The sequence below is a fragment of the Pelagibius sp. genome (genome assembly GCF_965227505.1).
In the GTDB taxonomy this organism is placed as follows: Bacteria; Pseudomonadota; Alphaproteobacteria; order Kiloniellales; family Kiloniellaceae; genus Pelagibius.
In genome coordinates this window covers 4709864-4735410 of sequence record NZ_OZ245757.1, presented here as the reverse complement: position 1 = coordinate 4735410, position 25547 = coordinate 4709864, and the positions used below count along the sequence as shown (strand labels likewise).

At 66.0% G+C, this 25547-nt stretch carries 21 protein-coding genes; 13 read left to right on the top strand and 8 right to left on the bottom strand.

Annotated features, from left to right (window positions below; all coding sequences use genetic code 11):
- Positions 1 to 68: 68 nt before the first annotated feature.
- Positions 69 to 725 carry a VOC family protein gene (locus ACO06P_RS22220; protein WP_420347417.1) on the top strand — a complete coding sequence of 219 codons (657 nt, stop codon included), beginning with the start codon at positions 69 to 71 and terminating at the stop codon, positions 723 to 725.
- Here ACO06P_RS22220 and ACO06P_RS22215 read toward each other — a convergent pair.
- The gene (locus ACO06P_RS22215) at positions 722 to 2308 is read right to left on the bottom strand and encodes a trimethylamine methyltransferase family protein (RefSeq protein ID WP_420347416.1); all 1587 of its coding nucleotides are present in this window, start codon (positions 2306 to 2308) and stop codon (positions 722 to 724) included. The two genes, ACO06P_RS22220 and ACO06P_RS22215, sit on opposite strands and share 4 nt — an antisense overlap.
- A gap of 310 nt (positions 2309 to 2618) precedes the next feature.
- Between ACO06P_RS22215 and ACO06P_RS22210 the strand changes: the two genes are divergently transcribed.
- The 3 genes from ACO06P_RS22210 to ACO06P_RS22200 all read left to right on the top strand — a co-directional run bounded on the left by ACO06P_RS22210 (position 2619) and on the right by ACO06P_RS22200 (position 7442).
- The gene (locus ACO06P_RS22210; RefSeq protein ID WP_420347415.1) at positions 2619 to 5186 is read left to right on the top strand and encodes a GcvT family protein; all 2568 of its coding nucleotides are present in this window, start codon (positions 2619 to 2621) and stop codon (positions 5184 to 5186) included.
- Between the two features lie 185 nt (positions 5187 to 5371).
- Positions 5372 to 6427 carry a betaine--homocysteine S-methyltransferase gene (gene bmt, locus ACO06P_RS22205; protein WP_420347414.1) on the top strand — a complete coding sequence of 352 codons (1056 nt, stop codon included), beginning with the start codon at positions 5372 to 5374 and terminating at the stop codon, positions 6425 to 6427.
- Between the two features lie 7 nt (positions 6428 to 6434).
- Positions 6435 to 7442 (top strand): isopenicillin N synthase family dioxygenase, encoded by a 1008-nt coding sequence (locus tag ACO06P_RS22200; protein WP_420347413.1) that lies wholly within the window; start codon positions 6435 to 6437, stop codon positions 7440 to 7442.
- A gap of 153 nt (positions 7443 to 7595) precedes the next feature.
- On the opposite strand, the gene ACO06P_RS22195 is transcribed toward ACO06P_RS22200, so the two are convergent.
- Positions 7596 to 8318 carry an HAD family hydrolase gene (locus ACO06P_RS22195; RefSeq protein ID WP_420347412.1) on the bottom strand — a complete coding sequence of 241 codons (723 nt, stop codon included), beginning with the start codon at positions 8316 to 8318 and terminating at the stop codon, positions 7596 to 7598.
- 328 nt (positions 8319 to 8646) lie between these two features.
- Between ACO06P_RS22195 and ACO06P_RS22190 the strand changes: the two genes are divergently transcribed.
- The 5 genes from ACO06P_RS22190 (at position 8647) to ACO06P_RS22170 (ending at position 12903) form a co-directional block, all read left to right on the top strand.
- A complete protein-coding gene (locus ACO06P_RS22190; protein ID WP_420347411.1) occupies positions 8647 to 9051 on the top strand; it encodes an SxtJ family membrane protein in 405 nt (134 codons plus the stop codon).
- Positions 9052 to 9062: 11 nt separating this feature from the next.
- A complete protein-coding gene (locus ACO06P_RS22185; protein WP_420347410.1) occupies positions 9063 to 9212 on the top strand; it encodes a DUF5989 family protein in 150 nt (49 codons plus the stop codon).
- Positions 9213 to 9215: 3 nt separating this feature from the next.
- The gene (locus ACO06P_RS22180) at positions 9216 to 11051 is read left to right on the top strand and encodes a carbamoyltransferase (RefSeq protein WP_420347409.1); all 1836 of its coding nucleotides are present in this window, start codon (positions 9216 to 9218) and stop codon (positions 11049 to 11051) included.
- Positions 11052 to 11139: 88 nt separating this feature from the next.
- Entirely contained in the window at positions 11140 to 12201 is a 1062-nt protein-coding gene (locus tag ACO06P_RS22175) for a hypothetical protein (protein ID WP_420347408.1), read from the top strand.
- Between the two features lie 120 nt (positions 12202 to 12321).
- Positions 12322 to 12903, top strand: coding sequence for a hypothetical protein (locus ACO06P_RS22170; RefSeq protein WP_420347407.1), 582 nt, complete (start codon positions 12322 to 12324; stop codon positions 12901 to 12903).
- Positions 12904 to 12909: 6 nt separating this feature from the next.
- Here the strand turns inward: ACO06P_RS22170 and choV are convergent, their stop codons facing one another.
- From choV to choX, 3 genes are all read right to left on the bottom strand, one after another.
- Positions 12910 to 14178: a choline ABC transporter ATP-binding protein gene (choV, locus tag ACO06P_RS22165; RefSeq protein ID WP_420347406.1), complete on the bottom strand. Its 1269-nt coding sequence runs from the start codon at positions 14176 to 14178 to the stop codon at positions 12910 to 12912.
- Between the two features lie 3 nt (positions 14179 to 14181).
- A complete protein-coding gene (gene choW, locus ACO06P_RS22160) occupies positions 14182 to 15030 on the bottom strand; it encodes a choline ABC transporter permease subunit (RefSeq protein ID WP_420347405.1) in 849 nt (282 codons plus the stop codon).
- A gap of 98 nt (positions 15031 to 15128) precedes the next feature.
- Positions 15129 to 16079: a choline ABC transporter substrate-binding protein gene (choX, locus tag ACO06P_RS22155; protein WP_420347404.1), complete on the bottom strand. Its 951-nt coding sequence runs from the start codon at positions 16077 to 16079 to the stop codon at positions 15129 to 15131.
- A gap of 292 nt (positions 16080 to 16371) precedes the next feature.
- On the opposite strand from choX, the gene betI reads away from it, so the two are divergent.
- The 3 genes from betI (at position 16372) to betA (ending at position 20263) form a co-directional block, all read left to right on the top strand.
- Positions 16372 to 16959 carry a transcriptional regulator BetI gene (gene betI / locus ACO06P_RS22150; protein ID WP_420347403.1) on the top strand — a complete coding sequence of 196 codons (588 nt, stop codon included), beginning with the start codon at positions 16372 to 16374 and terminating at the stop codon, positions 16957 to 16959.
- A 33-nt stretch (positions 16960 to 16992) separates the two neighbouring features.
- Complete coding sequence (gene betB / locus ACO06P_RS22145) at positions 16993 to 18456, top strand: betaine-aldehyde dehydrogenase (protein WP_420347402.1); 1464 nt, start codon at positions 16993 to 16995, stop codon at positions 18454 to 18456.
- Between the two features lie 148 nt (positions 18457 to 18604).
- Positions 18605 to 20263 carry a choline dehydrogenase gene (gene betA, locus ACO06P_RS22140; RefSeq protein WP_420347401.1) on the top strand — a complete coding sequence of 553 codons (1659 nt, stop codon included), beginning with the start codon at positions 18605 to 18607 and terminating at the stop codon, positions 20261 to 20263.
- 3 nt (positions 20264 to 20266) lie between these two features.
- Here the strand turns inward: betA and ACO06P_RS22135 are convergent, their stop codons facing one another.
- Complete coding sequence (locus tag ACO06P_RS22135; RefSeq protein ID WP_420347400.1) at positions 20267 to 22081, bottom strand: hypothetical protein; 1815 nt, start codon at positions 22079 to 22081, stop codon at positions 20267 to 20269.
- Between the two features lie 261 nt (positions 22082 to 22342).
- On the opposite strand from ACO06P_RS22135, the gene ACO06P_RS22130 reads away from it, so the two are divergent.
- Positions 22343 to 22765 carry a RidA family protein gene (locus ACO06P_RS22130; RefSeq protein ID WP_420347399.1) on the top strand — a complete coding sequence of 141 codons (423 nt, stop codon included), beginning with the start codon at positions 22343 to 22345 and terminating at the stop codon, positions 22763 to 22765.
- Positions 22766 to 22911: 146 nt separating this feature from the next.
- Here the strand turns inward: ACO06P_RS22130 and ACO06P_RS22125 are convergent, their stop codons facing one another.
- Together ACO06P_RS22125 and ACO06P_RS22120 are read right to left on the bottom strand one after the other, a co-directional pair.
- Entirely contained in the window at positions 22912 to 24495 is a 1584-nt protein-coding gene (locus ACO06P_RS22125; protein ID WP_420347398.1) for a cisplatin damage response ATP-dependent DNA ligase, read from the bottom strand.
- A complete protein-coding gene (locus ACO06P_RS22120) occupies positions 24492 to 25547 on the bottom strand; it encodes a ligase-associated DNA damage response exonuclease (RefSeq protein WP_420347397.1) in 1056 nt (351 codons plus the stop codon). Before ACO06P_RS22120 ends, ACO06P_RS22125 begins: the two co-directional genes overlap by 4 nt.

Here is a 25547-nt window from a genome sequence, read left to right as displayed (position 1 = left end):
CTGAAGGCAGCCGTTCCTGCTGCGCCTTGGCCTGCCTGGCCGGTCATCTCTTCTTTTACGGAGATCGCATGGAACTGGACCACCTTTTCATCTTCATCGCGCCGGACGGCCCGGAACCAGGGCGCCTGGAATCCCTGGGATTTGAGGAGAATTTTCGCCGTTCCCATCCCGGGCAGGGAACGCGCAACATCTGCTATGTCTTCGACAATGCCTATCTTGAGCTTTTATGGCTGGAGAACGAGGCCGAGGCCCGCTCGCCGGCGGTCGCCCGCACCCAATTGGCAGATCGGGCGCGCTGGCGGGAGAACGCCGCCTCACCGCTCGGCGTCGCCTTGCGCGGCTACGGGCCGCAGGTCCCCCTGCCCTTCGAGACCTGGGACTATCACACGCCCTTCCGACCGACAGGGCGCAAGGTGCTGCCCATCGCCGCCTTCAGCGACGACCTTGCCCAGCCCCTCGTCTTCGGCTCCCCCGGAGATCTGCGCCCGGACCACTGGCCCGACGAGCACCAGTCCGCGCGCCAGAGCGCCATGGGAATCCGCGAGATCGCGGAGGTCGAGGTCGTCCTCCCCGATACCGTCGCGCCGGCTGAAGAGCTGCAGACCCTCGCGGATCAAGGGCTCCTGAAGCTCTCTTCGGGACCAGCGCAAGGCATCATCCTGACACTCAACCGCGAGGACGGTGCCCTGCTGCGTCTCAGCCTGCCGGACTGCACGCTGCGTTAGGAAAACGCGTCGGGCATGGAGTCCTTGCGCTCGCGGATGAAGGCCTGGAGCGCTTCGTCGAGCGCCGGGTCGAGCGCCGGGGCCTGGTAGTCCGCCAGCATCTTCTTGTAGATCCCATTGGCGCGCTGGTAGGCATCCTGCGCGCCCTCGGCCTCCCACTGCTCGAAGGAGTTGTTGTCGGCGATCGACGACCGGTAGAAGGCGGTCTCGAAGTTGGCCTGGGTGTGGGCGCAGCCGAGAAAGTGGCTGCCAGGTCCCACCTCGCGCAGCGCGTCCATGGCCTGGCCGTTCTCGCTGAGATCATAGCCCTGGGCGAAGGTCTGCATCATGCCGAGCTGGTCGGCGTCGATGACGAACTTCTCATAGGACGACACCAGGCCGCCCTCCAGCCAGCCGGCGGAATGGAGAACGAAGTTCACCCCGCCGAGCACGGTCGGCAGCAGGGTCTGGGAGCTTTCGTGGGCCGCCTGGGCATCGGGCACCTTGGAGCCGCAGAGCGAACCGCCGGAGCGGAAGGGGACGCCCAGGCGCCGGGCCAGGGCCGCCATGCCGTAGAGCACCAGCGCCGGCTCCGGCGTGCCGAAGGTGGGCGCGCCCGACTGCATGGAGATCGAGGAGGCGAAGCTGCCGAGCACAGCCGGGGCGCCGGGGCGCACGAGCTGGGAGAAGGCAAGCCCGGCCATCGCCTCGGCCAGGGTCTGGGTCATCACACCAACGGGCGTCACCGGGGCCATGGCGCCGGAGAGGATGAAGGGCGTGACGATACAGGCCTGGTTGTGGCGGGCGTAGACCTTCAGCGCGCCCAGCATGGTGTCGTCGAAAGTCATCGGCGAGTTGGCGTTGATCAGGTTGATCATCACGGTGTTGTTCTCGACGAAGTCCGCGCCGAACACGAGCTTCGCCATGGCCACCGAGTCCTCCGCCCGCTCCGGCGCCGTGACCGAGCCCATGAAGGGCAGGTCGGAGTAGCGCAGGTGGGCGTAGACCATGTCCAGATGACGCTTGTTCACCGGGATGTCGACCGGTTCGCAGACCGTGCCGCCGGAGTGATGCAGCGCCGGCGCCATGTAGGCCAGCTTCACGAAGTTCTGGAAGTCCTCGATGGTGGCATAGCGGCGCCCGCCCTCCAGATCGCGCACGAAGGGCGGACCGTAGACCGGCGCGAAGACCGTGTTGTTGCCGCCGATGACAACGGAGCGTTCGGGATTGCGGGCGTGCTGGATGAAGCTGGAGGGGATGGTCTCGCAGAGCTTGCGGCAGAGCCCGCGGGGAAAACGCACGCGCTCCCCCTCGACATCGGCGCCGGCATCCTTCCACATCGCCAGCGCCTCGGCGTCGTCACGGAACTCGATGCCGATCTCTTCCAGCACCGTCTCGGCGTTTTCCTCGACCAGGGCCAGCCCTTCTTCCGAGAGGATTTCGTAGGGCGGGATCTGCCGCTCGATGAAGCGGTTCTTGCCCGCCGTGCCGCTGCCGCGCAAAGCGCGCCGCGCTTCCGCACCGCCGCCGCCCCGGCCGCGCCGTCCGCGCGCCCGGCCGCCGTCGGAGGGCATGATCCCCTCGCCGCTTGCCAACCTTGCCATGGTCCGATCCTCACCCTTGGGACGAGCCGGATTATCGGCATCGGCGCATTTCGCGCTCTGTCGCACGCGCGACCGGGTCGGGCGAAAATGCGCCAGTACGCGCCCCGGCGACCCGCCCCGAAGCCCCGGAATTCCGCCGCTCCCGGCCGATGCCACGGGCGGCGGGCAAAGGTGTCGGAGATACGACAATTGCGGTCGCGCAGACAGGGAGCAGCCGGCCGGCTTCGGGAAAGAATAGGCCCCTTGCGGAGGCGGAGCGGACGCCGAGGCCAATCGGGCGGCACAGGCCCGCCAGACGGAGACGGAGTGAATGGCAAAGGTCCATAAGAGCGCGAACGTCGTGATCATCGGCCAGGGCGGCATCGTCGGGGCCTCCGTTGCCCATCACCTGATCGAGCGGGGCTGGGACAACATCATCGGGATCGACAAGTCGGGCATCCCGACCGACATCGGCTCGACCGGTCATGCCTCGGACTTCTGTTTCAACACGATGCACGACCAGATCACCATCTTCACAACCCGGTACAGCATCGACTTCTTCGAGAAGCGCGGACGCTACGCACGTATCGGCGGCATCGAGGTCGCCCGCAAGGGCGACGACGAGCGGATGCGCGAACTCGAACGCCGGGTCAGCTCCGGCCGCGCCTTCGGCAACCGGGTCGAAATGATCACGGCGAAGCGGGTGAAGGAACTGATGCCGCTGGTCGAGGAAGACGTCATCCAGGGCGGGCTGTGGGACCCGGATGCGGGTCTGGTGATCCCGCGCTCCCAGGTCGTCGCCGGGGAGATGATCCGCGACGCCGAGGAAACCGGCAAGCTGGAAACCCTGGCCAACACCCCTTGCACCGGCCTCGATATCGAGAACGGCCGCATCAAGGGCGTCCACACCACCCGCGGCACTATCGAGACAAATCACGTCGTGGTCTGCGCCGGTTTGTGGGGCCGCCTGATCGCTGCCATGGCGGGCGAGGACCTTCCGGTCATGCCGGTCGACCATCCGCTCACCTTCTTCGGGCCGTTCAACGAATTCGCCGGGACGGGTAAGGAGATCCGCTATCCGCTGCTGCGCGACCAGGGCAATTCCGCCTATCTGCGCGACACCGGCGACCCGAAGACGACCGAGGGCGGCCAGATCGAATGGGGCTACTACGAGGAGAAGGCGCCCCGCCTCGTCCATCCGCGCGACCTGCTGGAGAAGGAGGAGGCCCGCCTCTCCCCCTCCCAGCGCGACCTCGAGATGGAGCAGGTCATCGAGCCGCTGGAGCGCGCAATGGAGCTGACCCCGATCCTCGGGGAGCTCGGCTACAACGAGAAGCACTCCTTCAACGGACTGCTGCAGGTGACCGCCGACGGCGGGCCCTCCATCGGCGAGTCGCCGGATGTGCGCGGCCTGTGGTACGGCGTCTCCGTCTGGATCAAGGACGGACCCGGAACGGGCAAGCTCATTGCGGACTGGATGACCGACGGCCGGACCGAGTTCGACCATCACAGCATCGACTACGCCCGCTACTATCCGATTCAGAAGACCGAGCCCTTCATCTACGACCGTTGCTACGAGACGGCGTTCAAGATCTACAATCCGCCCGTCCACAACCGGGAGCCCTACTCCAAGGGCCGGAACCTGCGGTGCAGCCCCTTCTATCTGCGGGAAAAGGAGCTGGGCGGCTACTTCATGGAGATCGCCGGCTGGGAGCGGGCGCATGGCTACGCTTCCAACGAGGAGACGCTGCTGGCCAAGCACGCCAACCGGGTCCCGGAGCGGCTGAACGAATGGGACGCCAGGCACTTCTGGCGGGTCTCCAACGCCGAGCATCTGGAGCTCTCCGAGAACGTCGGCATGATTAACCTCTCCCACTTCGCGGTCTACGACGTATCGGGCCGCGACGCGGAACGGCTGATGGAGTACGTTTCCTCCTCGAAGGTCGCCGGCGACACAGCCGTCGGCAAGGGCGTCTACACCAACTTCCTCGACGACACCGGTGGCGTGCTCGCGGACCTCACCGTCCTGCGCCTGGCCGAGGACCGCTTTCGCGTCATCGACGGCGCGGACGCCGGCCATCGCGACATGACCTATCTGCGGCGCATGACCCAGGACAAGGAATGGTCGGTCTTCGTCGAAGACCGGACCGATCACTTCGGCTGCATCGGCGTCTGGGGACCGAACGCGCGCGAGAGCCTGAAGAAACTGGCCGACGATCCGGCAGGCCTCGATCCCGAGAATTTCCCCTTCGCGGCCAGCCGCGACTTCACCCTGCGCGGCGTGCCGGTGAAGGGCTTCCGCATCTCCTATGTTGGCGAGCAGGGCTGGGAGCTGCACTTCCCGCTCGCCTACGGCCTGGCGCTGTGGGACATGTTCCGCGAGGTCGGCATAGCCCCGATCGGGATCGAGACCTACGCCAACAGCCGCCGGCTGGAAAAGAGCCTGCGCCTGCAGAACGCCGACCTGCTGACCGAGTACAATCTGGTCGAGGCCGGACTCGCCCGCCCCAAGGTCAAGGCCGCCGATTTCCACGGCAAGGCCGCCTATCTGAAGCAGCGCGAGCGCAGCCAGCAGCCGGCGATGCTCTGCACCCTCACGGTCACGGACAGTGTCGACAAGGACGGTGTGACGCGCTTCCCGCTCGGCAACTGCCCGATCGTCGATCCCCGAAACGACGACGTGCTGATCGACTCGCTCGGCCGGCGCTCCTACACCACCAGCCTGGCCTACGGTCCGTCTGTCGGAAAGACCATCGCGCTCGGCTACCTGCCGAAGGACTACTGCGAGGAGGGCCGCCAGCTCGAGATCGAGTACTTCAATCAGAAGTTCCCCGTCGAGGTCGCAGCCGTCGGCATGAAGGGGCTCTACGATCCGACCAATGAACGGATGCGGTCGTAACGCGGGGGACTCACCCCCTCCCCATCCCTCCCCCATCGAGGAGGAGGGGGACATCAGGCGGCCTGCTCGGAAGGTATCCCCTCCCCCCTTGTGGGGGAGGGTTAGGGTGGGGGGTCCCGCCTTGCCCTCTCTCAAGGAAGGGCCTATCGTCCGCGACCCACATCTGAAGGACCTGTGAAGCGCTTATGGCCGACCGCCTGACCGACCTGCTGGAAACCCGCCCCTGGCTGCTGGCCGACGGTGCAACCGGCACCAACTTCTTCGCCATGGGCCTGCAGCACGGCGACGCGCCGGAGCTCTGGAACCTGGAGCGCCCGGACGATGTGGTGCGCCACTACCGCTCCTTCATCGACGCCGGCTCGGACGTCATCCTCACCAACACCTTCGGCGGCACCGCCAACCGGCTGAAGCTGCACGGCGCCCAGGACAAGGTCTTCGAGATCAACAAGGCCGCCGCCGAGCTGGCCCACCGCGCCATCGCGGAAAGCGGACGGAAGGACGTGATCGTCGCCGGCTCCATGGGCCCGACCGGCGATCTCTTTCAGCCGCTGGGGCCGCTGACCGTCGAGGAAGGCGCAGCGGCCTTCGCCGAGCAGGCCAAGGGCCTCGCCGCCGGCGGCGCCGATCTCGCCTGGATCGAGACCATCTCCGCCGTCGACGAGGTGCAGGCCGCCGTCATGGGCGCCAAGGCCGCCGCCCTGCCCTACGCCGTCACCCTCTCCTTCGACACCAACGGGCGGACCATGATGGGGGTGACGCCGGCACAGTTCGCTACCCTGGCTCACGAACTGGAACCGCGCCCCGTCGCCTTCGGCGGCAACTGCGGCACCGGCGCCTCGGAGCTGATGGCTGCCATCCTCAACCTGGAAGAGGCCAAGGACACCGCCGACGTGTTGATCGCCAAGAGCAACTGCGGCATCCCGGAATACGTGGACGGTGAGATCCACTACACCGGCACGCCGGAACTGATGGCCGACTATGCCCGCCTGGCGCTTGACGCCGGGGTGCGTATCATCGGCGGCTGCTGCGGCACCACGCCGGAGCACATCCGCGCCATGCGCACCGCCTTGGAGGCCCACGAGAAGGGAGCCCCGCCGGAGATGGCCAGCGTCATCGCCAAGCTGGGCGAGATCTCCAAGGGCGCCGAGCAGCAACAGGCGGGGCCGTTGGGTGCTGTTCCGGAAGCGCCGGCTGGACGTGAGGGCCGTCGCCGTGGCCGGCGCGGGCGGGCAGCGGGATAATCCCCAAATGAGCGGCACCCGCCTGCCCGTCATCGACATGGCGCCACTGTTCGGCGGCGGGCGGGCGGAGCGCGCGGCGGTCGCCGAGGAGATCCGCGCCGCCTGCCGCGCCCACGGCTTTTTCTATGTCAGCGGTCACGGGGTCAGCGACAGCGTTCTGGCTGCGCTGGAGACCGCCAGCCGCCGTTTCTTCACGCTGCCGGAAGAGACCAAGGCCGCCATTGCCATGAGCAAGGGCGGGCGCGCCTGGCGCGGGCACTTCCCGCTGGGCGGCGAGCTGACCTCCGGCCGCCCGGACCTGAAGGAAGGGCTCTACTTCGGCAGCGAGCTGCCCGCCGACCATCCCCGCGTCGCCGCCGGCTGGCCGCTGCACGGCGCCAACCTCTGGCCGGCAGAGGTGCCGGAACTGCGGCCCGCCGTGGAGGCCTACATGGGCGCCGCCACCCGCGCGGGCCACGCCCTGATGCGCGGCATGGCCCTCAGCCTCGGCCTTGAAGAGGACTACTTCGACCGCACCTACACCGCCGAGCCGACCATCCTGTTCCGCATCTTCCACTATCCGGCCAGCGCGCCGGCGCACCTGAAGACGGCGGAGAGCTGGGGCGTCGGGGAGCACAGCGACTATGGCCTCCTGACCCTGCTGGCGCAGGATGCCAAGGGGGGCCTGCAGGTGAAGACGCCCGGCGGCTGGATCGCCGCCCCGCCGCTGCCCGGCACCTTGGTCTGCAACATCGGCGACATGCTGGACCGCCTGACCGGCGGCTGGTACCGCTCGACGCCGCACCGAGTGCTGAACGAAAGCGGCGCCGACCGCCTCTCCTTCCCCCTCTTCTTCGATCCCGACTTCGCCGCGGCGATGGAGCCGCTGCCGCCCGAGGCGAACATCGGCCAGGTCGCCCCCGGCGAGCCGCGCTGGGACGACGCTGACCTGCAAGCCTTCACAGGGACCTACGGCGACTACCTGTTGGGCAAGGTCTCGAAGGTGTTTCCGGAGTTGGGCGGGGACGTACTCTAGTTGACCCCTACGCTGTCATGCTCGGGCTTGACCCGAGCATCCATCGCAAAGGCGGGTTCGAGCCTCTCCGCCTGGGCTCCAGCGGGTGACTCCATAGACCCTCGGGTCAAGCCCGAGGGTGACATCAGAGGGGCGGCAGACTAGGAGGAAAGGTCAGCTACTCTTCGGCGGCGCCGCCAAGCCGCCCAACAACGCCTCCAGTTCCACAATGCTATCCAGCACGTGGTGGGCGTGGGGGGCGAGGTCGTCGTGGGCGGCGCTGCCGGTGAGCACGCCGACCAGCAGGCCGGCGCCGGCATTGCGGCCCATCTCCATGTCGTGGCGGCTGTCGCCGACCACCGCGACGGCCTCGGGCATTAGGTCCATCGCCTGACAGAAGCCCTGGACCATGCCGGGGCCGGGCTTGGCGCCGTGGCCGGAATCGTAGCCGGCGACGAAAGGGAAGTGGTCCAGCACGCCGAAGGGCCCCAGACTGTTGTAGGCCCCCTCCTCGCTGTCGTTCGTGGCGACTCCGAGCACAAGGCCCCGGGCCGCAAGCGCGGTGAGAGTCTCGGCCAGTCCGGCGACGGCCACCGCCGTGGCGGCGCTGCCCGCCTCGAACAGCGCGGAAAGGCGGTCGGTGAGCTCCGCCGAATCGGCATCCAGGATCTCCGCCCAGCAGGCGCCGAGATCGTCGTTGCTGCCGCTGATCAGCACCGAATCGGGGACGATACAGTCGTTGGCGGCATCGTAGCCACCAGCCGCCAGCAGCCGCTCGGCCAGCGCCGGATCGCCGCCTGCCGCGGCCAGCGCCGCCTGCCGGTTCAGCGGCATCCAGGTGGCGTGATAGTCGAGCAGGGTGCCGTCCTTGTCGAAGAGGATGCCCGCGATGGTCATTCGAAGAGACTTCTCCGCATTTGCAACGCCCTCCCCAGCGCTGCCCGGCGAAACCGCCGTCACACCCCAAACACTCTCAAGGCATGGCGATGGAACCGCGAGAGGTGCTTCCGATGTGCATACATCCATGAAACTGCGCTTGTATTCAACAGTTTACTTGCACCCGGATACTCCACTTCCAGATACGGGCGAAAACCCCGGCGTCTGCGCCGCCTTCCAGCGGGATCGACGCTTGATCTCCCTGCAAAAACCTTGAATAACTCTAGCGGTGCCGGCCGGAGCCGGCGTTGGCCGCGCTACCCGACATTGCTTCCCTGACACAGGTCCCATGGCAGAAAACGTCTCGAATGTGGAGGTCAAACCCGGCTCCGAGCGCGGCTTCGGGTTCGTCTTCGGCGTGGTATTCCTGATCGTTGGCCTCTGGCCGCTTCTCGGCGGGCAAGGGCCCCGGCTCTGGGCCCTCGGGATCGCCCTGGGTTTCGTCGGCCTCGCGCTGATCGCACCCGCAGTCTTCAAGGTGCCGAACCGGCTCTGGTTCAAGTTCGGCATGCTGCTCGGATCGGTCGTGGCCCCGGTTGTCATGTTCCTGGTGTACGTAACGACCTTCGTGCCCATCGGCTTCGCTCTGAGGCTATGGGGCAAAGATCTTTTGAACGTCAAGCTGGACCTGGACGGGAAGAGCTACTGGATCGACCGCACCGACCCGCCGCAGAGCATGAAGAACCAATTCTAGGGGCGCCCGGCATGTCATTCATTATGGAACTGTGGAGTTTTCTCAGGATCAGGAAAAAGTTCTGGCTGTTGCCGGTTTTGGTGGTCCTGGCGCTCTTTGGCGGGCTGATCGTGCTGAGCCAGGGCTCAGCCGTTGCGCCCTTCATCTACACGCTGTTCTAAAGCGTGACCTACATCCTGGGGATTTCGGCGCTCTATCACGACAGCGCGGCCGCACTCATTAATGAGGGGACGATTGTCGCGGCAGCACAGGAAGAGCGCTTCACGCGGCGAAAACACGATCCGCGCTTCCCCAAACACGCGATCGATTACGTGCTCGGCGAGGCCGGGATCGACCTGAGCAGCGTCGAGCACATCGTCTTCTACGACAAGCCGTTCCTGAAGTTCGAGCGCCTGCTGGAAACATATCTGGCGACCGTTCCGAGAGGCTTCCAATCCTTTCGGATGGCGATGCCCGTCTGGCTGCGCGAGAAACTCTTCCTCAAGGACCTGCTGATCAAGGATCTGCGCGCCTTTGAAAAACAGTTCAACGGCGATCGGCTGATGTTCGCCGAGCATCACTTCAGCCACGCCGCAAGTGCGTTTTATCCTTCACCCTTCGAAGAAGCCGTTGTGCTGACGCTGGACGGCGTCGGCGAGTGGGCAACAACGACCGTCGCGGTGGGCCGCGGCAATCAGCTGGAGATCGTAAAGGAGCTGCACTTCCCGCACTCCCTGGGCCTGCTTTACTCCGCCTTCACTTACTATACGGGGTTCAAGGTCAACAGCGGCGAGTACAAGGTCATGGGCCTCGCCCCCTATGGCGAGCCGAAGTACAAAGACCTGATACTGGAAAACCTGGTCGACTTGAAGGACGACGGTTCGTTCCGCCTGAACCAGTCGTTTTTCAACTATACCTCCGGCCTGACCATGACCAGCGACAGCTTTGCGGCGCTGTTCGGACAACCGGTCCGCAAGCCCGAGAGCGATCGGCTGTTGCCGTTTCACATGGACGTTGCCGCTTCGGTCCAGGCGGTCACGGAAGAGATCGTGCTGCGGATCACACGCTCGCTGGGGGCGGAGTACGGAATCCCAAATCTCTGCATGGCGGGCGGTGTCGCACTCAACTGCGTTGCAAACGGAAAGATTTTGCGCGATGGCGCATTCAGCGGCCTCTGGGTTCAACCGGCTGCGGGCGATGCCGGCGGCGCCCTGGGTGCGGCCCTGGCTTGCTGGCATCAGGAGCTTGGCCACGAGCGCAGCGTCAACGCCGGGGACAGCATGCAGGGGTCCTATCTTGGTCCTGCCTACGCAGACGAGTCGGTTGCCGCGGAGCTTGAGACCCTGGGCGCCGTGTTCGACACCGCCGGGGACGACGATCTGATTGACACAACGGCCCGGGCACTCGCCGACGGCAAAGCTGTCGGCTGGTTCCAGGGGCGTATGGAGTTTGGCCCCCGGGCCCTGGGCAGCCGGTCGATCCTCGGGGACCCCCGTTCGGAAACCATGCAGAAGACGCTCAATCTGAAGGTCAAGTTCAGGGAAAGCTTCAGGCCCTTTGCGCCCTCCGTCTTGCGCGAAGACGTCCACAAGTGGTTCAAGCTCGACTGCGACAGCCCCTATATGCTCCTGGTGGCGGATGTGCAGGACGCGATCCGCCGGGATATGAGCGCAGAGGAAAAAGCGCTGTTCGGTATCGACAAGCTCAACGTCAAGCGATCCGAAATACCGGCGGTGACACACGTCGACTATTCGGCGCGCGTTCAAACCGTCCACGCTGAGACCAATCCGAAGTACCATGCCCTGCTCAGCCGCTTCGGTGCGCTGACCGGATGCCCGGTAGTCGCAAACACCTCCTTCAATGTACGCGGCGAACCGATCGTCTGCACACCGACGGATGCGTTCCGGTGCTTCATGGGCACGGACATCGATGTTCTGGTCGTCGGCAACTGCATTCTGCATAAGGACCGTCAGGATCAGGCGCTGCGCGAAGACTACAAGGACAAGTACGAACTGGACTGAGCAGTGCCGCTCCGCCCTGGGCGCCAAGACCGAAGCTCCGGACCCTGCGCCGAGGCGGGCCCGGGCCGGCGTTGTGGGAACCTAGAGAATGAAACGTGTTTTCAAGATACTCGGCATCAATGCGGCAATCTTCATTGCTCTGCTGTTCGTGCTGGAACTGTCCTTGGCCGCCTTTCTGGGACCCGTCTACCTGAGAAGCGACCCGACCTGGATTGCCGATGGTCACACGAAGGGCCGTATCCGGCCCAATTCGACCATCGAGGGCGCCGGCGGTCACAACGTGCTGAATCCGATTCAGCGGGAGACCGTTGCGCGGTATCAACTGAACAGTCTCGGCTTCCGCGGCCCCGACTGGGACTTTGCGGCGCCTTACAGCAACGTCTTCCTTGGCGCCTCGTCCACCTTCAACTTTCATGACAGCGACGATGCGATCTGGCCCTTTCTCGTCAATGGCTGCCTACAGAGCCAGCAGAACAGGGACTATCAGTATGTCAATCTGTCCCAGCCGGGATACAGCGTGGAGAACGCACCGCACCTTTATATCCAGATCGCCCAACACCTGAATCCCCGCAACATCTTCGTCTATCATGCCTGGAACGACCTGAAGCTGGTTTCCAGGCTGGCGAGCGACAGGAACCGCCGGTTCTTTTCCGGTGTCTCCAGGAATCAATGGTCGATAAAGAACGCTCTCCTGGACCTGGGCCTCTTTCCGAACATCATTCAAAGAGCAAACATCTTTTTCAGATCGAACCTGGCGACCGAGAACTACTACGCAGACTCGAAGGTCTCCGAAGAAGACATCGCCTTTGCCATAGACTTTCTGCGGCGTCAGTACGAAGTCCTGATCGACCTCGCCGGAGAGGACCGACAGATCTATCTGATCAAACAGGGAGTCAACATCGACGGCGAGGGCTTGCCCCCCAAGGATGCCGTCATCGGCCGCCTTCAGCGCATGACAAAGGCGCAATTCCAAAGCGCACTGACAGCCTATTTCTCCATGCTGGACGATTTGGCCGAGGACCACACGCAGGTCAGAGTCATCGACGCACAGTCAATGCTCCCCAAGACCGAGGACATCTTCGAGGATCACGTGCACCTGCAAACAAAGGGCAACAGGCTGCTGGCCGAGGTCATCTGTTCGAACCTGTGATCCTGCAGGCCCGCTGCAATGGCGGCACCTAGGGCGTCCGGGTTCTAATCCTTGAACTCTGCATACGCGAGCGGCATCCTAGTATTGAAGTTTAGTAACAGAACGGCAGATACTTGGCCCATGATTTCAAGAGCAGCGGCATCACTTGCATCGGTTAGCCTCTTGGTCTTTGTAGTATTGGCGTGGGTGCCTGAAGTGGTCGCCGAAGAAGGACGGTGGGTCTCTCTGGCCAATGATCCGGATTGCCAGGTTTGGAATCCAATGCCGAACTCGAACATGAAAACCTTCGTCTTTTGGGATGGAGGGTGCTCTGATGGCAAGGCGGATGGCAAAGGCACACTACAATGGTCATCCCACGTTTCGGGACTGGAACTCCTGGACCGGTACGACGGAGGGATTCGTCGCGGTAAAATTCATGGAGAGGGAACCATAACCACCAATAGTGGATGGGTGACGTCAGGCTACTTCATTGATGGGCTGCTCCATGGGCATGGCGTTTCTTCATTTCCCAAGGGGGTTCGCTTCGAAGGTAACTATCAGAGTAATCGCAGACATGGCCTTGGAAAGTTGACCCTTCCGAACGGTGACACCTGCGAAGCAGAGTTTTCCAACGGAAGTCAAGTCGGCATCGGGCGTGGAGTTCAAAACGGTGTCGAGACTGTCTGCCAGATCAATGCGCTGAACGCCGTGTTCTCCCACTAGTAGCTATCAGGAGACTGTCACGGGTGCCGCAGCGCCCTCCGTATCGGCGGGTTTCTCGGCCGCCCGGCTCTGGCGCAGGATGCCGGCGTAGATCTCCTCGTCGCCGCAGACACCGACCAGACGGCCGTCCTCCATCAGCGCCACGGGGTGACCGGTGGCCTGGCGCAGTTCGATGGCCACGCGCATCGACATGTCTGTCGGCGCGGTGATCAGGGCAACGTCGGGAAGATCGGCCATGTCCATGGAGCCGTCATAGGCCATGAGGCGCCCCAGAAAGCCATCCAGGGTGACCGACTGCGGCGCGCCGCGCTCGTCCAGCTTCACCCGGAACCGCCCCCGGCGGTCCAGCAGTACGCTGTCGCCTTCGCGCTTCAACTGTTCGACCGGGGTCATGAGGGAGCCGCCGCGCAGTACGTTCAGCGGGTTCATGTGGGCGACGAACTCGGCCACGTAGTCGCTGGCCGGTTTGAGGACGATGGCCTCCGGCTCGCCGTACTGAACGATGCGGCCGGATTCCATGATGGCGATGTGGCTGCCCAGCTTCAGCGCCTCGTCGAGATCGTGGCTGACGAAAACGATGGTCTTCTTCAGGCGGCGCTGCAGCTCCAGCAACTCGTCCTGCAGATGGTCGCGGATCAGCGGGTCGAGAGCCGAGAAAGGTTCGTCCATCAGCAGGATGTCGGCATCGGTGGCAAAGGCCCGCGCCAGACCGACGCGCTGCTGCATACCGCCGGACAGCTCGTGCGCGAACTTGTCCTGCCATTGGGACAGGCCGACCAGCTCCAGCTTCTCCTCGACGATGGCATCGCGCTCCCCCTGCCCCAACCCGCGCAGTTCCAGCCCGAAGCCGACGTTCTCCTTCACCGTACGCCAGGGCAAGAGGGCGAACTGCTGGAAAACCATGGCCACCCGGTTCATGCGCAGGCGGCGCAGGGTGGCTGGGTCGCAGGAAGCCACGTCCACCAGCCCGCCTTCCCCCGGCTGTCCCTCATCCCGCACCATGACGGCCCCGCGGGTCACCTTGTTGAGGCCGTTGACGGCACGCAGCAGGGTCGACTTGCCGGAACCGGAGAGGCCCATGAGAACGCAGATCTCGCCCTCTTCGATGGCGAGCGAGGCGCCGGCAACCCCCAGCACATTGCCGGTCCGCTCCAGGATCTCGTCGCGGCCAGCGCCGCTGTCCAGCAGGGCCAGGGACTTCTCCGGCTCCTTGCCGAAGATGATGTCGACACTGCGGAAGTCGACGACGGTAGTGGTGTTGGGCTCAGCGCTCATGGCTCAGCGCTCCTGCGCGGCGGCGCCGCGCTGCTTGCAGAGACGGTCGAGGACGATGGCGACGATGACGATGGCGAGCCCCGCTTCGAAACCCCGCGCCACGTCCACCGTGTTCAGCGCCCGCACCACCGGTTTGCCGAGCCCGTCGGCCCCGACCAGGGCGGCGATCACCACCATGGAAAGCGACAGCATGATGCACTGGGTGAGCCCGGCCATGATGGTCGGCATGGCATGGGGCAGTTCCACCTTCCAGAGCAGCTGGCTCTTGGTCGCGCCGAAGGACTCCCCGGCCTCCACGAGATTGGTGGGGACGGAGGAGACGCCGAGGTAGGTCAGGCGGATCGGCGCGGGAATGGCGAAGATGACGGTGGAGATGAGGCCCGGTACCACGCCGAGACCGAAGAGGATGAGGGTCGGGATCAGATAGGCGAAGGTGGGGATGGTCTGCATCAGGTCCAGCACCGGCCGTATGGCGGTGTAGAGCCAGGGGCGGTGCGCGGCGGCGATGCCGACCGGCACGCCGATCACCATGCAGAACAGCGTTGCATAGATAACGAGGGACAGCGTCTCGATGGTCTCTTCCCAGTAACCCAGGTTGATGATCAGCAGCAGCGACAGCACGACGCCGACGGCCAGCCAGATCGAGCGCTGCAACCAGTAGGCCACGGCGGCAATGAGCACCACCAGCAACAGCGGCGGCGCGAACTGCAGGACGTCGATGAGCCCGTTGATCAAAAACCCGAGGATGTCGGAGATGCCGTCGAAGAACCAGGCGGCATTCTCGGTCAGAAATTCCACAAAGCTCTCGATCCACTTGCCGAGTGGGATCTTGTTATCGGTCAGCCAGTCCATGCCAAGGCCTCCCCCCTTTATCTGTCGGACCCGTAAAAGCAGAACGGCCAGGCAGTTCTGCCTGACCGTTCCAAGCTTACATGCAATGTGATGGGCTTTTACAGGCCCAGATGCGCCTTCACGGCAGGCAGTCCGTCACCGCCTTCAAGGGTTTTCACACCACTCAGCCAGCCGTCCAGGATCGCGGGATTGGCTTTCAGCCAGGCAGCGGCGGCTTCCTGCTTGTCCTCGCCGTCGAGGATGGCCTCCATGATGGCGCCTTCCATGGGCAGGGTGAACTTCAGGTTGGTCAGCAACTGGCCGACGTTGGGGCAGTCGCTGGTGTAGCCCTTGCGAACGTTGGTGTAGACCGTGGCGCCGCCGAAGTCGGGGCCGAAGATGTCGTCACCCCCGGAGAGATACGTCAGTTCGAAGTTGTTGTTCATCGGGTGCGGCGCCCAGCCCAGGAAGACGATATGCTCCTCGCGCTTCACCGCGCGGGCGACCTGGGTCAGCATGCCCTGCTCGGACGACTCCACCAGTTCGAAGTCTTTCAGGTCGAAGGTGTTCTGGTCGATCATGTCGAGGATCAGGCGGTTGCCGTCGTTGCCCGGCTCGATACCGTAGATCTTGCCGTCCAGCTCGTCCTCAAACTTGGCGATATCGGCAAAGTCCTTGAGACCGGCGGCGGCGGTGTAGCTGGGCACGGCAAGGGTATACTTGGCGCCTTCCAGGTTCACGCCCAGCACCTCCACCGAGCCTTCGTCGCGGTACTTTGCGAGATCGCCTTCCATGGTCGGCATCCAGTTGCCGAGGAAGATGTCGATGTCACCGTTCTTCAGGCTGGCGTAGGTCACCGGCACGGCCAGCAGCTCGTCCGTGGGTTCGTAGCCGAGCCCTTCCAGCACCACCGAGGTGGCCGCCGTGGTGGCGGTGATATCGGTCCAGCCGACGTCGGCGAAGCGAACCTCCTTGCAGGCGGCGGGATCTGCCGCCCAGGCGGCGCCGGCCGCCGATGAAACCACCAGGGCCGCCGCCGCGGCCAGGCCGAACTGGAAACTCCTGTGCATGGACTTCAAGCCTCCTCTTCCCTTTTTATCCGATCTTCGTGCGATCGCTTGTTTCTGATCGTGTTTCCGGTCTGGCGCCTGCAACCCGCATGGACACGCGTTCGCGCCCCCGGGGAACCGCCGACCTTTCGCTGATAAGGCGCACAGCCTAGGTTTTTTTGATTGAACGTTCAATCAAAATAAAATACCTCTTGAGCACAGCGCGCAGGCACGCCGCCCGCGCGGGTGGAACGACCGCCCCGCGCTGTCGGTTGTGCAGTGACAGGGTTTCAGGGGAAGGCGGACGCCGACGATGCCCAAGGTTGGAATGGAGGAGGTGCGGCGCCGGCAACTGATCGCGGCGACCATCACTTCGATCCATGAGCAGGGCTTCGCCAACGCCACCATTTCGCGCATCAGCCGCAATGCCGGCCTTTCCGGCGGTATCGTCGCCCACTACTTCGACGACAAGGCGGGCCTGCTGGCCGCAACCATGCGCTCCCTCGCCCAGGACCTGCTGGCCGAGACGGTGGGCCGCCTGAAGGCAGCCGCAACCCCGGCGGAGCGCATCGATGCGGTGATCCAGGCCAACTTCTCGCCGGACCAGAACGACCCGGAGACCGTATCCGCCTGGCTCGCCTTCTGGGCCGAGGCGCGGACCTTCCCGGCGCTCTGGCGCATCCAGAAGATCAACGAGCGGCGCCTGCTCAGCAACCTGCGCCATGCCTTCAAGCAGGTGCTGCCGGAAGCGGACGCGGAGATGGCGGCCACCGGCCTGGCGGCGATGATCGAAGGTCTCTGGCTGCGGTGTGCGCTGTCCGACGGCCTGCTGACCATCGATGAGGCCCGGGCCATTGCCCGCGACTACGTAACGCGCTGCCTTGCCAAGGCCGGCGCTTAAGAGGACCGCCTGAGAGGACCCCTGAGAGGACCTATGCGTAACCTTCCCGAACAGCAGCTCTACATTGACGGCGGCTATCGCGACGCCCGCAGCGGCCAGAGCTTTGAAACCCTGAACCCGGCGACCGGCGAGGTCATCTGCAGCGTGCAGCAGGCCGGCGCCGAAGACGTCGAGGCCGCTGTCGCCGCGGCGCAGGAGGGTTTCGCCGTCTGGTCGGCCATGAGCGGCGCCGAGCGCGGACGCATCCTGGGGGAGGCCGCCCGCATCCTGCGCGCGCGCAACCGCGAACTGGCGGAACTGGAGGTGCTGGACACCGGCAAGCCGATCCAGGAAGCGGAGGTCGTGGACATCATCTCCGGCGCCGACTGCATCGAGTTCTTCGCCGGCGTCGCCGGCACGCTGCACGGCGAGCATCACGATTTCGGCGGCGACTTCGCCTACACGCGGCGCGAACCCCTGGGGATCTGCGCCGGCATCGGCGCCTGGAACTATCCCATGCAGATCGCCTGCTGGAAGTCGGCGCCGGCACTGGCCTGCGGCAACGCGATGATCTTCAAGCCGGCGGAACTGACGCCGCTGACCGCCCTGAAGCTGGCGGAGATCTATACCGAGGCCGGGCTGCCGGACGGCGTCTTCAACGTCGTGCAGGGCTTTGCCGAGACCGGCCGCCTGCTGGTCCGCCATCCGGGCATCGCCAAGGTCTCCCTCACCGGCGAGGTGGGCACCGGAAAGAAAGTGATGGCCGACGCGGCGGAGACGCTGAAGGCCGTGACGCTGGAACTGGGCGGCAAGTCACCGCTCATCGTCTTTGAAGATGCGGATCTCGAGAACGCGGTGCACGGCGCGCTGCTGGCCAACTTCTACACGCAGGGCGAAGTCTGCTCCAACGGCACCCGGGTCTTCGTGCAGGAAGACGTGCACGACGCGCTGCTGGAGAAGCTGGTGGCAAAGACCGCCGGCTTGAAGATCGGCGATCCGCTCGACCCGGCGACCCAGGTCGGCGCGCTGATCTCCAGAGACCACACCGAGAAGGTGTTGGGCTATATCGACCAGGGCCGCTCCGAGGGGGCCAGGGTCGCCGTCGGCGGCGGGCGCCCGAATGACCCTGCGCTCGCCGCCGGCAATTTCGTCGAGCCGACCATCTTCGCCGGCTGCGCCGACGGCATGACCATCGTGCGCGAGGAGATCTTCGGGCCGGTGATGACGGTGCTGCCCTTTCGCGACGAGGAAGAGGTCATCGCCCGCGCCAACGACACCGAGTTCGGCCTCTCCGCCGGCGTCTTCACCCGCGACCTTGCCCGCGCACACCGGGTGATCGCCCGGCTGCAGGCCGGCACCTGCTGGATCAACACCTACAACATCACCCCCATCGCCATGCCCTTCGGCGGCATGAAGCAGTCCGGTCTGGGGCGCGAAAACGGCCTGGCCGCCATCGAGCATTACAGCCAGCTCAAGAGCGTCTACGTCGCCGTCAACGGCGTCGACTCGCCTTACTAGGATGACCGCCATGCTTCGAGACGGCCGCTACGCGGCCTCCTCAGCATGAGGTTTGCAAGAGGCCTCACCCTGGGGAGCCTTGCACAGCAAGGCATCTCGAAGGGTGGGTTCCTCGCAACACAGCATGAGATGACCGAGTAACGAGCCTATGTCCACGTCCAACAGCTTCGATTACATCATCGTCGGCGCCGGTTCCGCCGGCTGCGTGCTGGCCAGCCGCCTGACCGAAGACCCCGACGTCAGGGTACTGGTGCTGGAGGCCGGCGGGCGCGACTCTTCGATCTTCATCCACATGCCGGCGGCCCTGGCCAAGCCGCTCGCCAACGACAGGTACAACTGGTTCTATCATTCGGAGCCGGAGCCCCATCTGGACGGCCGCCGCCTCTACTGCCCGCGCGGACGCGTCCTCGGCGGCTCCTCCTCCATCAACGGCATGGCCTATGTCCGCGGCCACGCACGGGACTACGACCGCTGGGCGCAGAGCGGCTTGACCGGCTGGTCCTACGCCGAGGTGCTGCCCTACTTCCGCAAGGCCGAAACCTACGAGCGCGGCGCCGACGCCTACCGCGGCGGCGAAGGGCCTCTGCACGTCTCGGCCGGCGCCTGCAACAACCCGCTGTTCCAGGCCTGGATCGAGGCCGGGCGCCAGGCCGGCTATCCGGCCACGCCCGACATGAACGGGCGCCAGCAGGAAGGCTTCGCCCACATGGACATGACGGTCCATGACGGGCGGCGCTGGAGCGCAGCGGTCGCCTACCTGAAGCCGGCCATGGCCCGGCCCAATCTCACGGTCTGGACCCGCGCGCTCACCACCCGCGTGCTGTTCGACGGCTACCGCGCCGTCGGCGTCGAGCTGGCCAAGGGCAACACCAAGGCCGAGGTGCGGGCGGAGCGGGAGGTGATCCTCTGCGGCGGCGCCGTCAACTCGCCGCAGACCCTGCTGCTCTCCGGCGTCGGACCGGCGGACGAGCTGACAGCGCAGGGCATTCGGGTGGTTCAGGACCTGCCGGGGGTCGGCAAGAACCTGCAGGATCACCTGGAGGTCTACGTGCAGCACGCCTGCACCCAGCCCATCACGCTCTACTCGGCCCTGAAGCCCTGGAATCAGGCGAAGATCGGTTTCGACTGGCTGTTCTTCAAGAAGGGCCTGGGCGCCTCCAGCCACTTCGAGGCCGGCGGCTTCATTCGCAGCCGGGCGGGCATCGAGCACCCGGACCTGCAGTACCACTTCCTGCCCATCGCCATGAACTACGACGGCAGCAACCCGGCCGGCAGCCACGGCTTCCAGGCCCATGTCGGCCCCATGCGCTCCCAGAGCCGCGGCGAAATCACCCTGACCTCCGCCGACCCCAAGGCGCCGCCGCGCATCCTCTTCAACTACATGAGCCAGGAGGCCGACCGGCAGGAGTTCCGCGCCGCCATCCGCCTGACGCGGGAGGTCTTCGCCCAGAAAGCCTTCGACCCCTTCCGCGGCGCCGAACTGGCCCCGGGACCCGCGGTGCAGTCAGACCAGGAGATCGACGCCTTCGTGCGCCAGCACGTGGAGAGCGCCTATCACCCCTCCTGCACCTGCAAGATGGGCACTGATTCGATGGCCGTCGTCGACGGCGCGGCCCGGGTGCATGGGCTGGAGGGCCTGCGCGTCGTCGATGCCTCCGTCATGCCCGACATCGTCAGCGGCAACCTGAACGCCCCCACAATCATGCTGGCCGAAAAGCTCGCCGACACGATCCGCGGCAAGGCGCCCCTCCCCGCCTCCGAAGCCCCCGTCTGGATCGCCGAAAACTGGGCCACGGCGCAGCGGTGAAGGCTATTGGCCGCTCTTCAGGCTCAGCGCCAGCAGGGCTGCGAGTTCGGGGAGTTCGAAGTCGGCGGTGAGTTCGGGGTCGTCGGCCAGGGCCACCAGGTCCTGCGCGTCGCCCACGCGTCCCGCTTCGGCCAGCCGCACCGCGGTGACGTGGAGGAACACCCACTCGAAGTCAGCCTGCTTCAGGCGTTTGGACAGCAGGAGAATCTCCTCCGGGGTCAGCTCCGCCGGCAGGCGTTGCGCCATCATGGCGGTGCGGCCGTAACGCTCGTAGAGGCTGTCCCCTGCGACGAGGGCGATCATGTCTCCGATGGCGCGCGACAAGGCCTCCCCGGCGCCGGCCCGGGCTGCGGCCGCGGCCAGCCGGTCGAGCTTGTCAAAGCGGGCTGCCGGTTCGTGCAGCCAGTCGATGAGGCTCCGCGCCCGGTCGAACCGCTGCAGGCTGAGCTGGGTATCGACCAGCATGCCGTAAACGGCCTCGGCACCCTCGATGGAGTCCATCTCAAGAGCCATCTGCGCCCTCTCGGCCAGCGCCAGCGCACGGGCGCGTTCGCCCTCGACGATGCTGAGGGCGGTGGCGAGTTCGATCTGCCCGGTCACCCGGTGGAGGATGGACGGATCTTCCGTGACAATGCGCTCCGCCAGGTCAAAGGCGTTCTGGCGGGCCGCGGTCCGCGCGAGCGCCTGGCGCGCGTCTGAGCGGCGGTCCGGCGCCTCGATGCGCGCGATCAGCCGCAGGGCTTCGGAGGCGAAGCCGGCCTCGACCATGAACTCCGCCTGGCGGGTCAGCGCCAGGATGCGCTGTTCGGGATCAGCGATGGTTCCCGCTGCCGCGGCGTTGCCCTTCAGCACCGAGAGCGCCGCGTCGGTCTGACCGTTGCGTGCCAGGGTCGTGGCGATCCGCCCGGTCACCGTGAGCCGGCGTTCCACATCGCGGATCTCCGTGGCCACAGCCAGGGCCTCTGTGCCGCGGCCCGACGCCTCCAGCGCCCGTGCGATGCTCTGCCTAAGGGAGTCGGTGTCTGCGCTGCCGGCGGCCTCCGCTTGCGCCAGGTCTTCCAGAGCACGCGCGAACAGTCTCTCGGCGGCGTCCGGCTTCTTCAGGTCGTGGGCCTGCTGGCCCAGCAGCGCGAAATCCCGGGCGCGGTTCTCAGGATCGTCAATCGCCTCCAGAGACTGCAGCACGTCGTCCAGAGGCCGCGACGCCAGCTGCCGGGATGCCAAACCGAAGAGCACATCGGCGCGCCGTCCTGCATCGCGGACCTCCAATGCGTAGGGCAGGGTCAGCTCGAAGCGTCCCTCGGTGGCGAAGCGGACGACCAGCGCGGCCTGAAAGCTGTCCGACAGGGTGGCATCGCCGAGTTGCTTCACCAGGGTCCAGGCCGGCTCGACCTCTCCGTCGGCCACGAAGCGCTCGACGATGGCGGTATAGACCGGCAGGCGTTGCTGCGGGTCGCCGATCAGATCGGCGAGGTCGGAGGCCTTTCCGTAATGCCGCTGGTTCGCCTGCAGCACTCCGATCACCGCCAGTTTTACATCCCTGATCGGCGCGTGATCGATTCCCACCGCAACCTCTTGTGCGAGATCGAGGCTGCCCAGGTTGATCAGCTTGTCGGTGAGGGCGGCTTTCAAATCGGGCTGATCGTACGGCCGCTCGGCCTTGATCCGCTCCAGCAGCTGGTCGAACAGCGGCGCCGTGCAGTCGGCGGCCACCGGCGCCCGACGGCAGTGCTCCGGCAAAGCCTCCGCCGATGCCAGGCTGCCACCGGCAAGGAGGCTGGCGCCAAAGAGGACAATGCCCCGAAACATTGCATTCATTTCCGATCCCCCTTGCACGCAAAAGCGTCCGCGCCGCCACCGAAAGTCAGTCGCGTGGCCGCTACCGAAGGTTCAAGGCTCGCTGGTCTCCCAACCGCAATGGCACGATGCCTCCGGCCGCCGCCAGCAGGGCCCTCGCATTACAGTCGTATTTCGGGCGCAGCCGGAAGACTGCTATGCTTCCTGCTCTTCTGGATCCTTGTCGCTTGCGCCCTCACACTGCACGGCGGCGGTGCAGCTTCCACCATAAGGAACTTTTCCATGGCCTATGGCTTCAATCCCCCGAGCATCTGGGGGCCGAACGGGCGGGCCTTCTCGCAGGGCGTGATCGCTGGCGAGGGGGTGACGCTCTACATCACCGGGCAGGTCGCCTGGGACGCCGAAAGCAACGTCATCGGACCCGGCGACTGCGCCGCCCAGATGCACAAGGCGATCGAGAACACGCGAGCGATCCTGGAGGCCGCCGGCGGCACTCTCGACGACATCGTCTCCATGACCGTCTACTTCCTCAACCGCGAAGACCTGCCGGCGATCCAGCAGGTGCGCAGTCAGTACTTCGAGACGCCGAGCGCGCCGGCCAGCATCCTGATCCAGGTGCCGGGCCTGGTGATCCCGGAGCTACTGGTGGAGATTGTCCCCATCGCCCTCATCCCCCACAAGCGCTTCAAGCGGCCGGAGGTGTAGAGCACCCAAGGACGTACTCCAGAGAGACACAAAGCCACCCTCACCCTCCCGCTGTCGCGGGCCCCTCCCTCTCCCACAAGGGGAGAGGGATGCGCAGCCTTGGCGAGGGAACCGAGCCTAGGCGAAGCTGGGTGAGGGGGACCTCCCTACCCCTCGATCAGTTTCTCCAGGGTCGGCAGGCGGTCGGCTTCTTCGATGGGCTTGTCCCAGCGGATACGATGGATGCGCGGGAAGCGCATGGCGACGCCGGACTTGTGGCGCTTGGAGCGGTGGACGGCGTCGAAGGCGACCTCCAGCACCAGGCCCGGCTTCACCGCGCGCACGGGCCCGAAGCGCTCGGTGGTGTTGGCGCGGACCCACTTGTCGAGCCGCAAGAGTTCCTCGTCGGTGAAGCCGGAGTAGGCCTTGCCCACCGGCACCAGTTCCGGCTCGCCATGCGCGCCGCTGCGCCAGGCGCCGAAGGTGTAGTCGGAGTAGAGCGAGGAGCGCTTGCCGTGGCCACGCTGGGCGTACATCAAGACCGTGTCCAGCATCAGCGCGTCGCGCTTCCACTTGAACCAGGGGCCCTTGGGCCGCCCGGCGACATAGGGACTGTCGCCGCGCTTCAGCATCAGCCCTTCGATGGCGCGCTCGCGGGCCGTCTCCCGTAAAGCCGCCAGATCCTCCCAGCGCGCAAAGTCCAGCATGGGGGAAAGGTCGATGCGCGCCGGGTCGGTTTCCGCATGCCAGGCTTCCAGCCTGACGCGGCGCTCGTCAAAGCCCTGTTCGCGCAGATCCTCGTTGCCGTGAAAAAGAATGTCGTAGACCCGCAAGTGAGCCGGATAACTCTCCAGCATCTTCGCCGTCACCCGCTTGCGGTTGAGGCGCTGCTGCAGGTCGTTGAAGGGGGCGATCGCGCCGTCGCGCATCACCAGAAGCTCGCCGTCGAGAACCGCATCGAAGCGCGCGGTTTCCATGAGATCGGGAAAGGCCTGGGTGATCTCGTCGCCGGAGCGCGAGAACAGCCGCGCCTCGCCGCCGCCGGCGGCCAGCTGCACGCGGATGCCGTCCCACTTCCACTCCGCGCGGTAGTGCGCGGCGTCGAGCTTCTCCAGGTCGGCCTCGTCCAGGGGATTGGCCAGCATGAGCGGGCGGAAGGCGCGGCGCAGATCGATCTGCGGCATGGGCGCGCGGCCTTCCAGCCAGGCGAAGACCTCGGTGAAAGGCGGGGTCACGCCGTGCCAGACCTCCTCGATCTCTTCCAGGGAGACATCGCCCAGTTTCGCCAGCGCGGTCTTGGCGAGGCGCGCCGAAACGCCGACCCGCAGGCCCCCGGTGATGAGCTTCAGGAAGGCCCAGCGGCCGGTGGCGTCCAGGGCGTCGAGCCAGCCCTCCACCAGTGCCGGCGAGTCGGAACGGCTGGCGGTCGAAAGCCGCTCCACCACCTCGGCCAGTTCCGGCGGGCGGTTGGCGCCGGGGCGCTGCGGCCAGATGAGCGCCACGGTCTCCGCCATGTCGCCGACGTAGTCGTAGGACCAGCCGAAGAGCACCGGGTCGACGCGCTGCTCGACGAGGCCGCGGATCATCGCCGGCTTGGCGGTGGCAAAGTCGAGGCGCCCGGTGAGCGCCGCCAGCGCATAGCCGCGGTCCGGGTCCGGCGCGGCGCGGAAGTAGTCGGCCATCAGGGTGAGCTTGGCGTTGCGGCCCGCAGTGTAGGAGAGACGGTCGAGCAGTTCGGCGAAGGCCTTCATGACGCCGCCTCCTGATGCTCCTGCTCTGCCGCCCCTCCCTCCTGCTCCTCCTCGCCACGGCCGATGAGGGCCAGGGCGCGTGCGCGGATACCCTTGCCGGAGGCGTAGTGCACCAGCGCTTCCTCGTTGCCGTGGGTGACCCAGACCTCCGGCGCGGCGACGTCCTCCAGGGTCTGCACCAGCTCGTCCCAGTCGGCGTGGTCGGAGAGGATGAGCGGCAGTTCCGCGCCGCGCTGTTTGGCCCGGGCGCGCACCCGCATCCAGCCCGACGCCATGGCGGTCAGGGGATCCGGCAGGCGCCGCGACCAGCGGTCGTTGAGGGCCGAGGGCGGGGCCAGCACGATCTGCCCAGCCAAGTCGGCCTTGCTTGCGCCGGTGGCCGGCTTCAGCTCCCCCAACTCGACACCCAAGTCGCGGTAGAGGTCGCAGAGGCCCTGCAGCGCGCCGTGGATGTAGAGCGGCCGGTCGTAGCCCGCGTTCCGCAGCAGGGCGATCACCCGCTGCGCCTTGCCCAGGGAATAGGCGCCCACAAGTATGGCGCGCTCAGGGAACTGCTGCTGCGCCGTCAGCAGTTTGTCGACCTCCTCCGCGTCGGAAGGGTGGCGGAAGACCGGCAGGCCGAAGGTCGCCTCGGTGATGAAGACATCACAGGGCATCACCTCAAAAGGCGCACAGGTGGGATCGGCGCGGCGCTTGTAGTCGCCGGAGACGATGATGCGGCAGCCCTTCCACTCCAGAACCGCCTGGGCGCTGCCCAGCACGTGGCCGGCGGGCAGGAAGGACAGCGTCACGCCCGCGATATCGCGGGTCTCGCCATAGGCCAGCGGCTCCAACGCATCGCCCGCCTCGTCGCCGTAGCGCCGCTGCATAATCGCCAAGGTTTCGGGGGTTGCGAGCACGGCGCGGTTGCCGGGCCGGGCGTGGTCTGCATGGCCGTGGGTCACCACGGCGCGCTCGACCGGGCGGTGCGGATCGACGTAGAAGCCGCCCGGCACGCAGTAGAGCCCGCGCTCCGTGACCTTCAGCCAGGATTCCGGTTTCGGCGCTGTCAC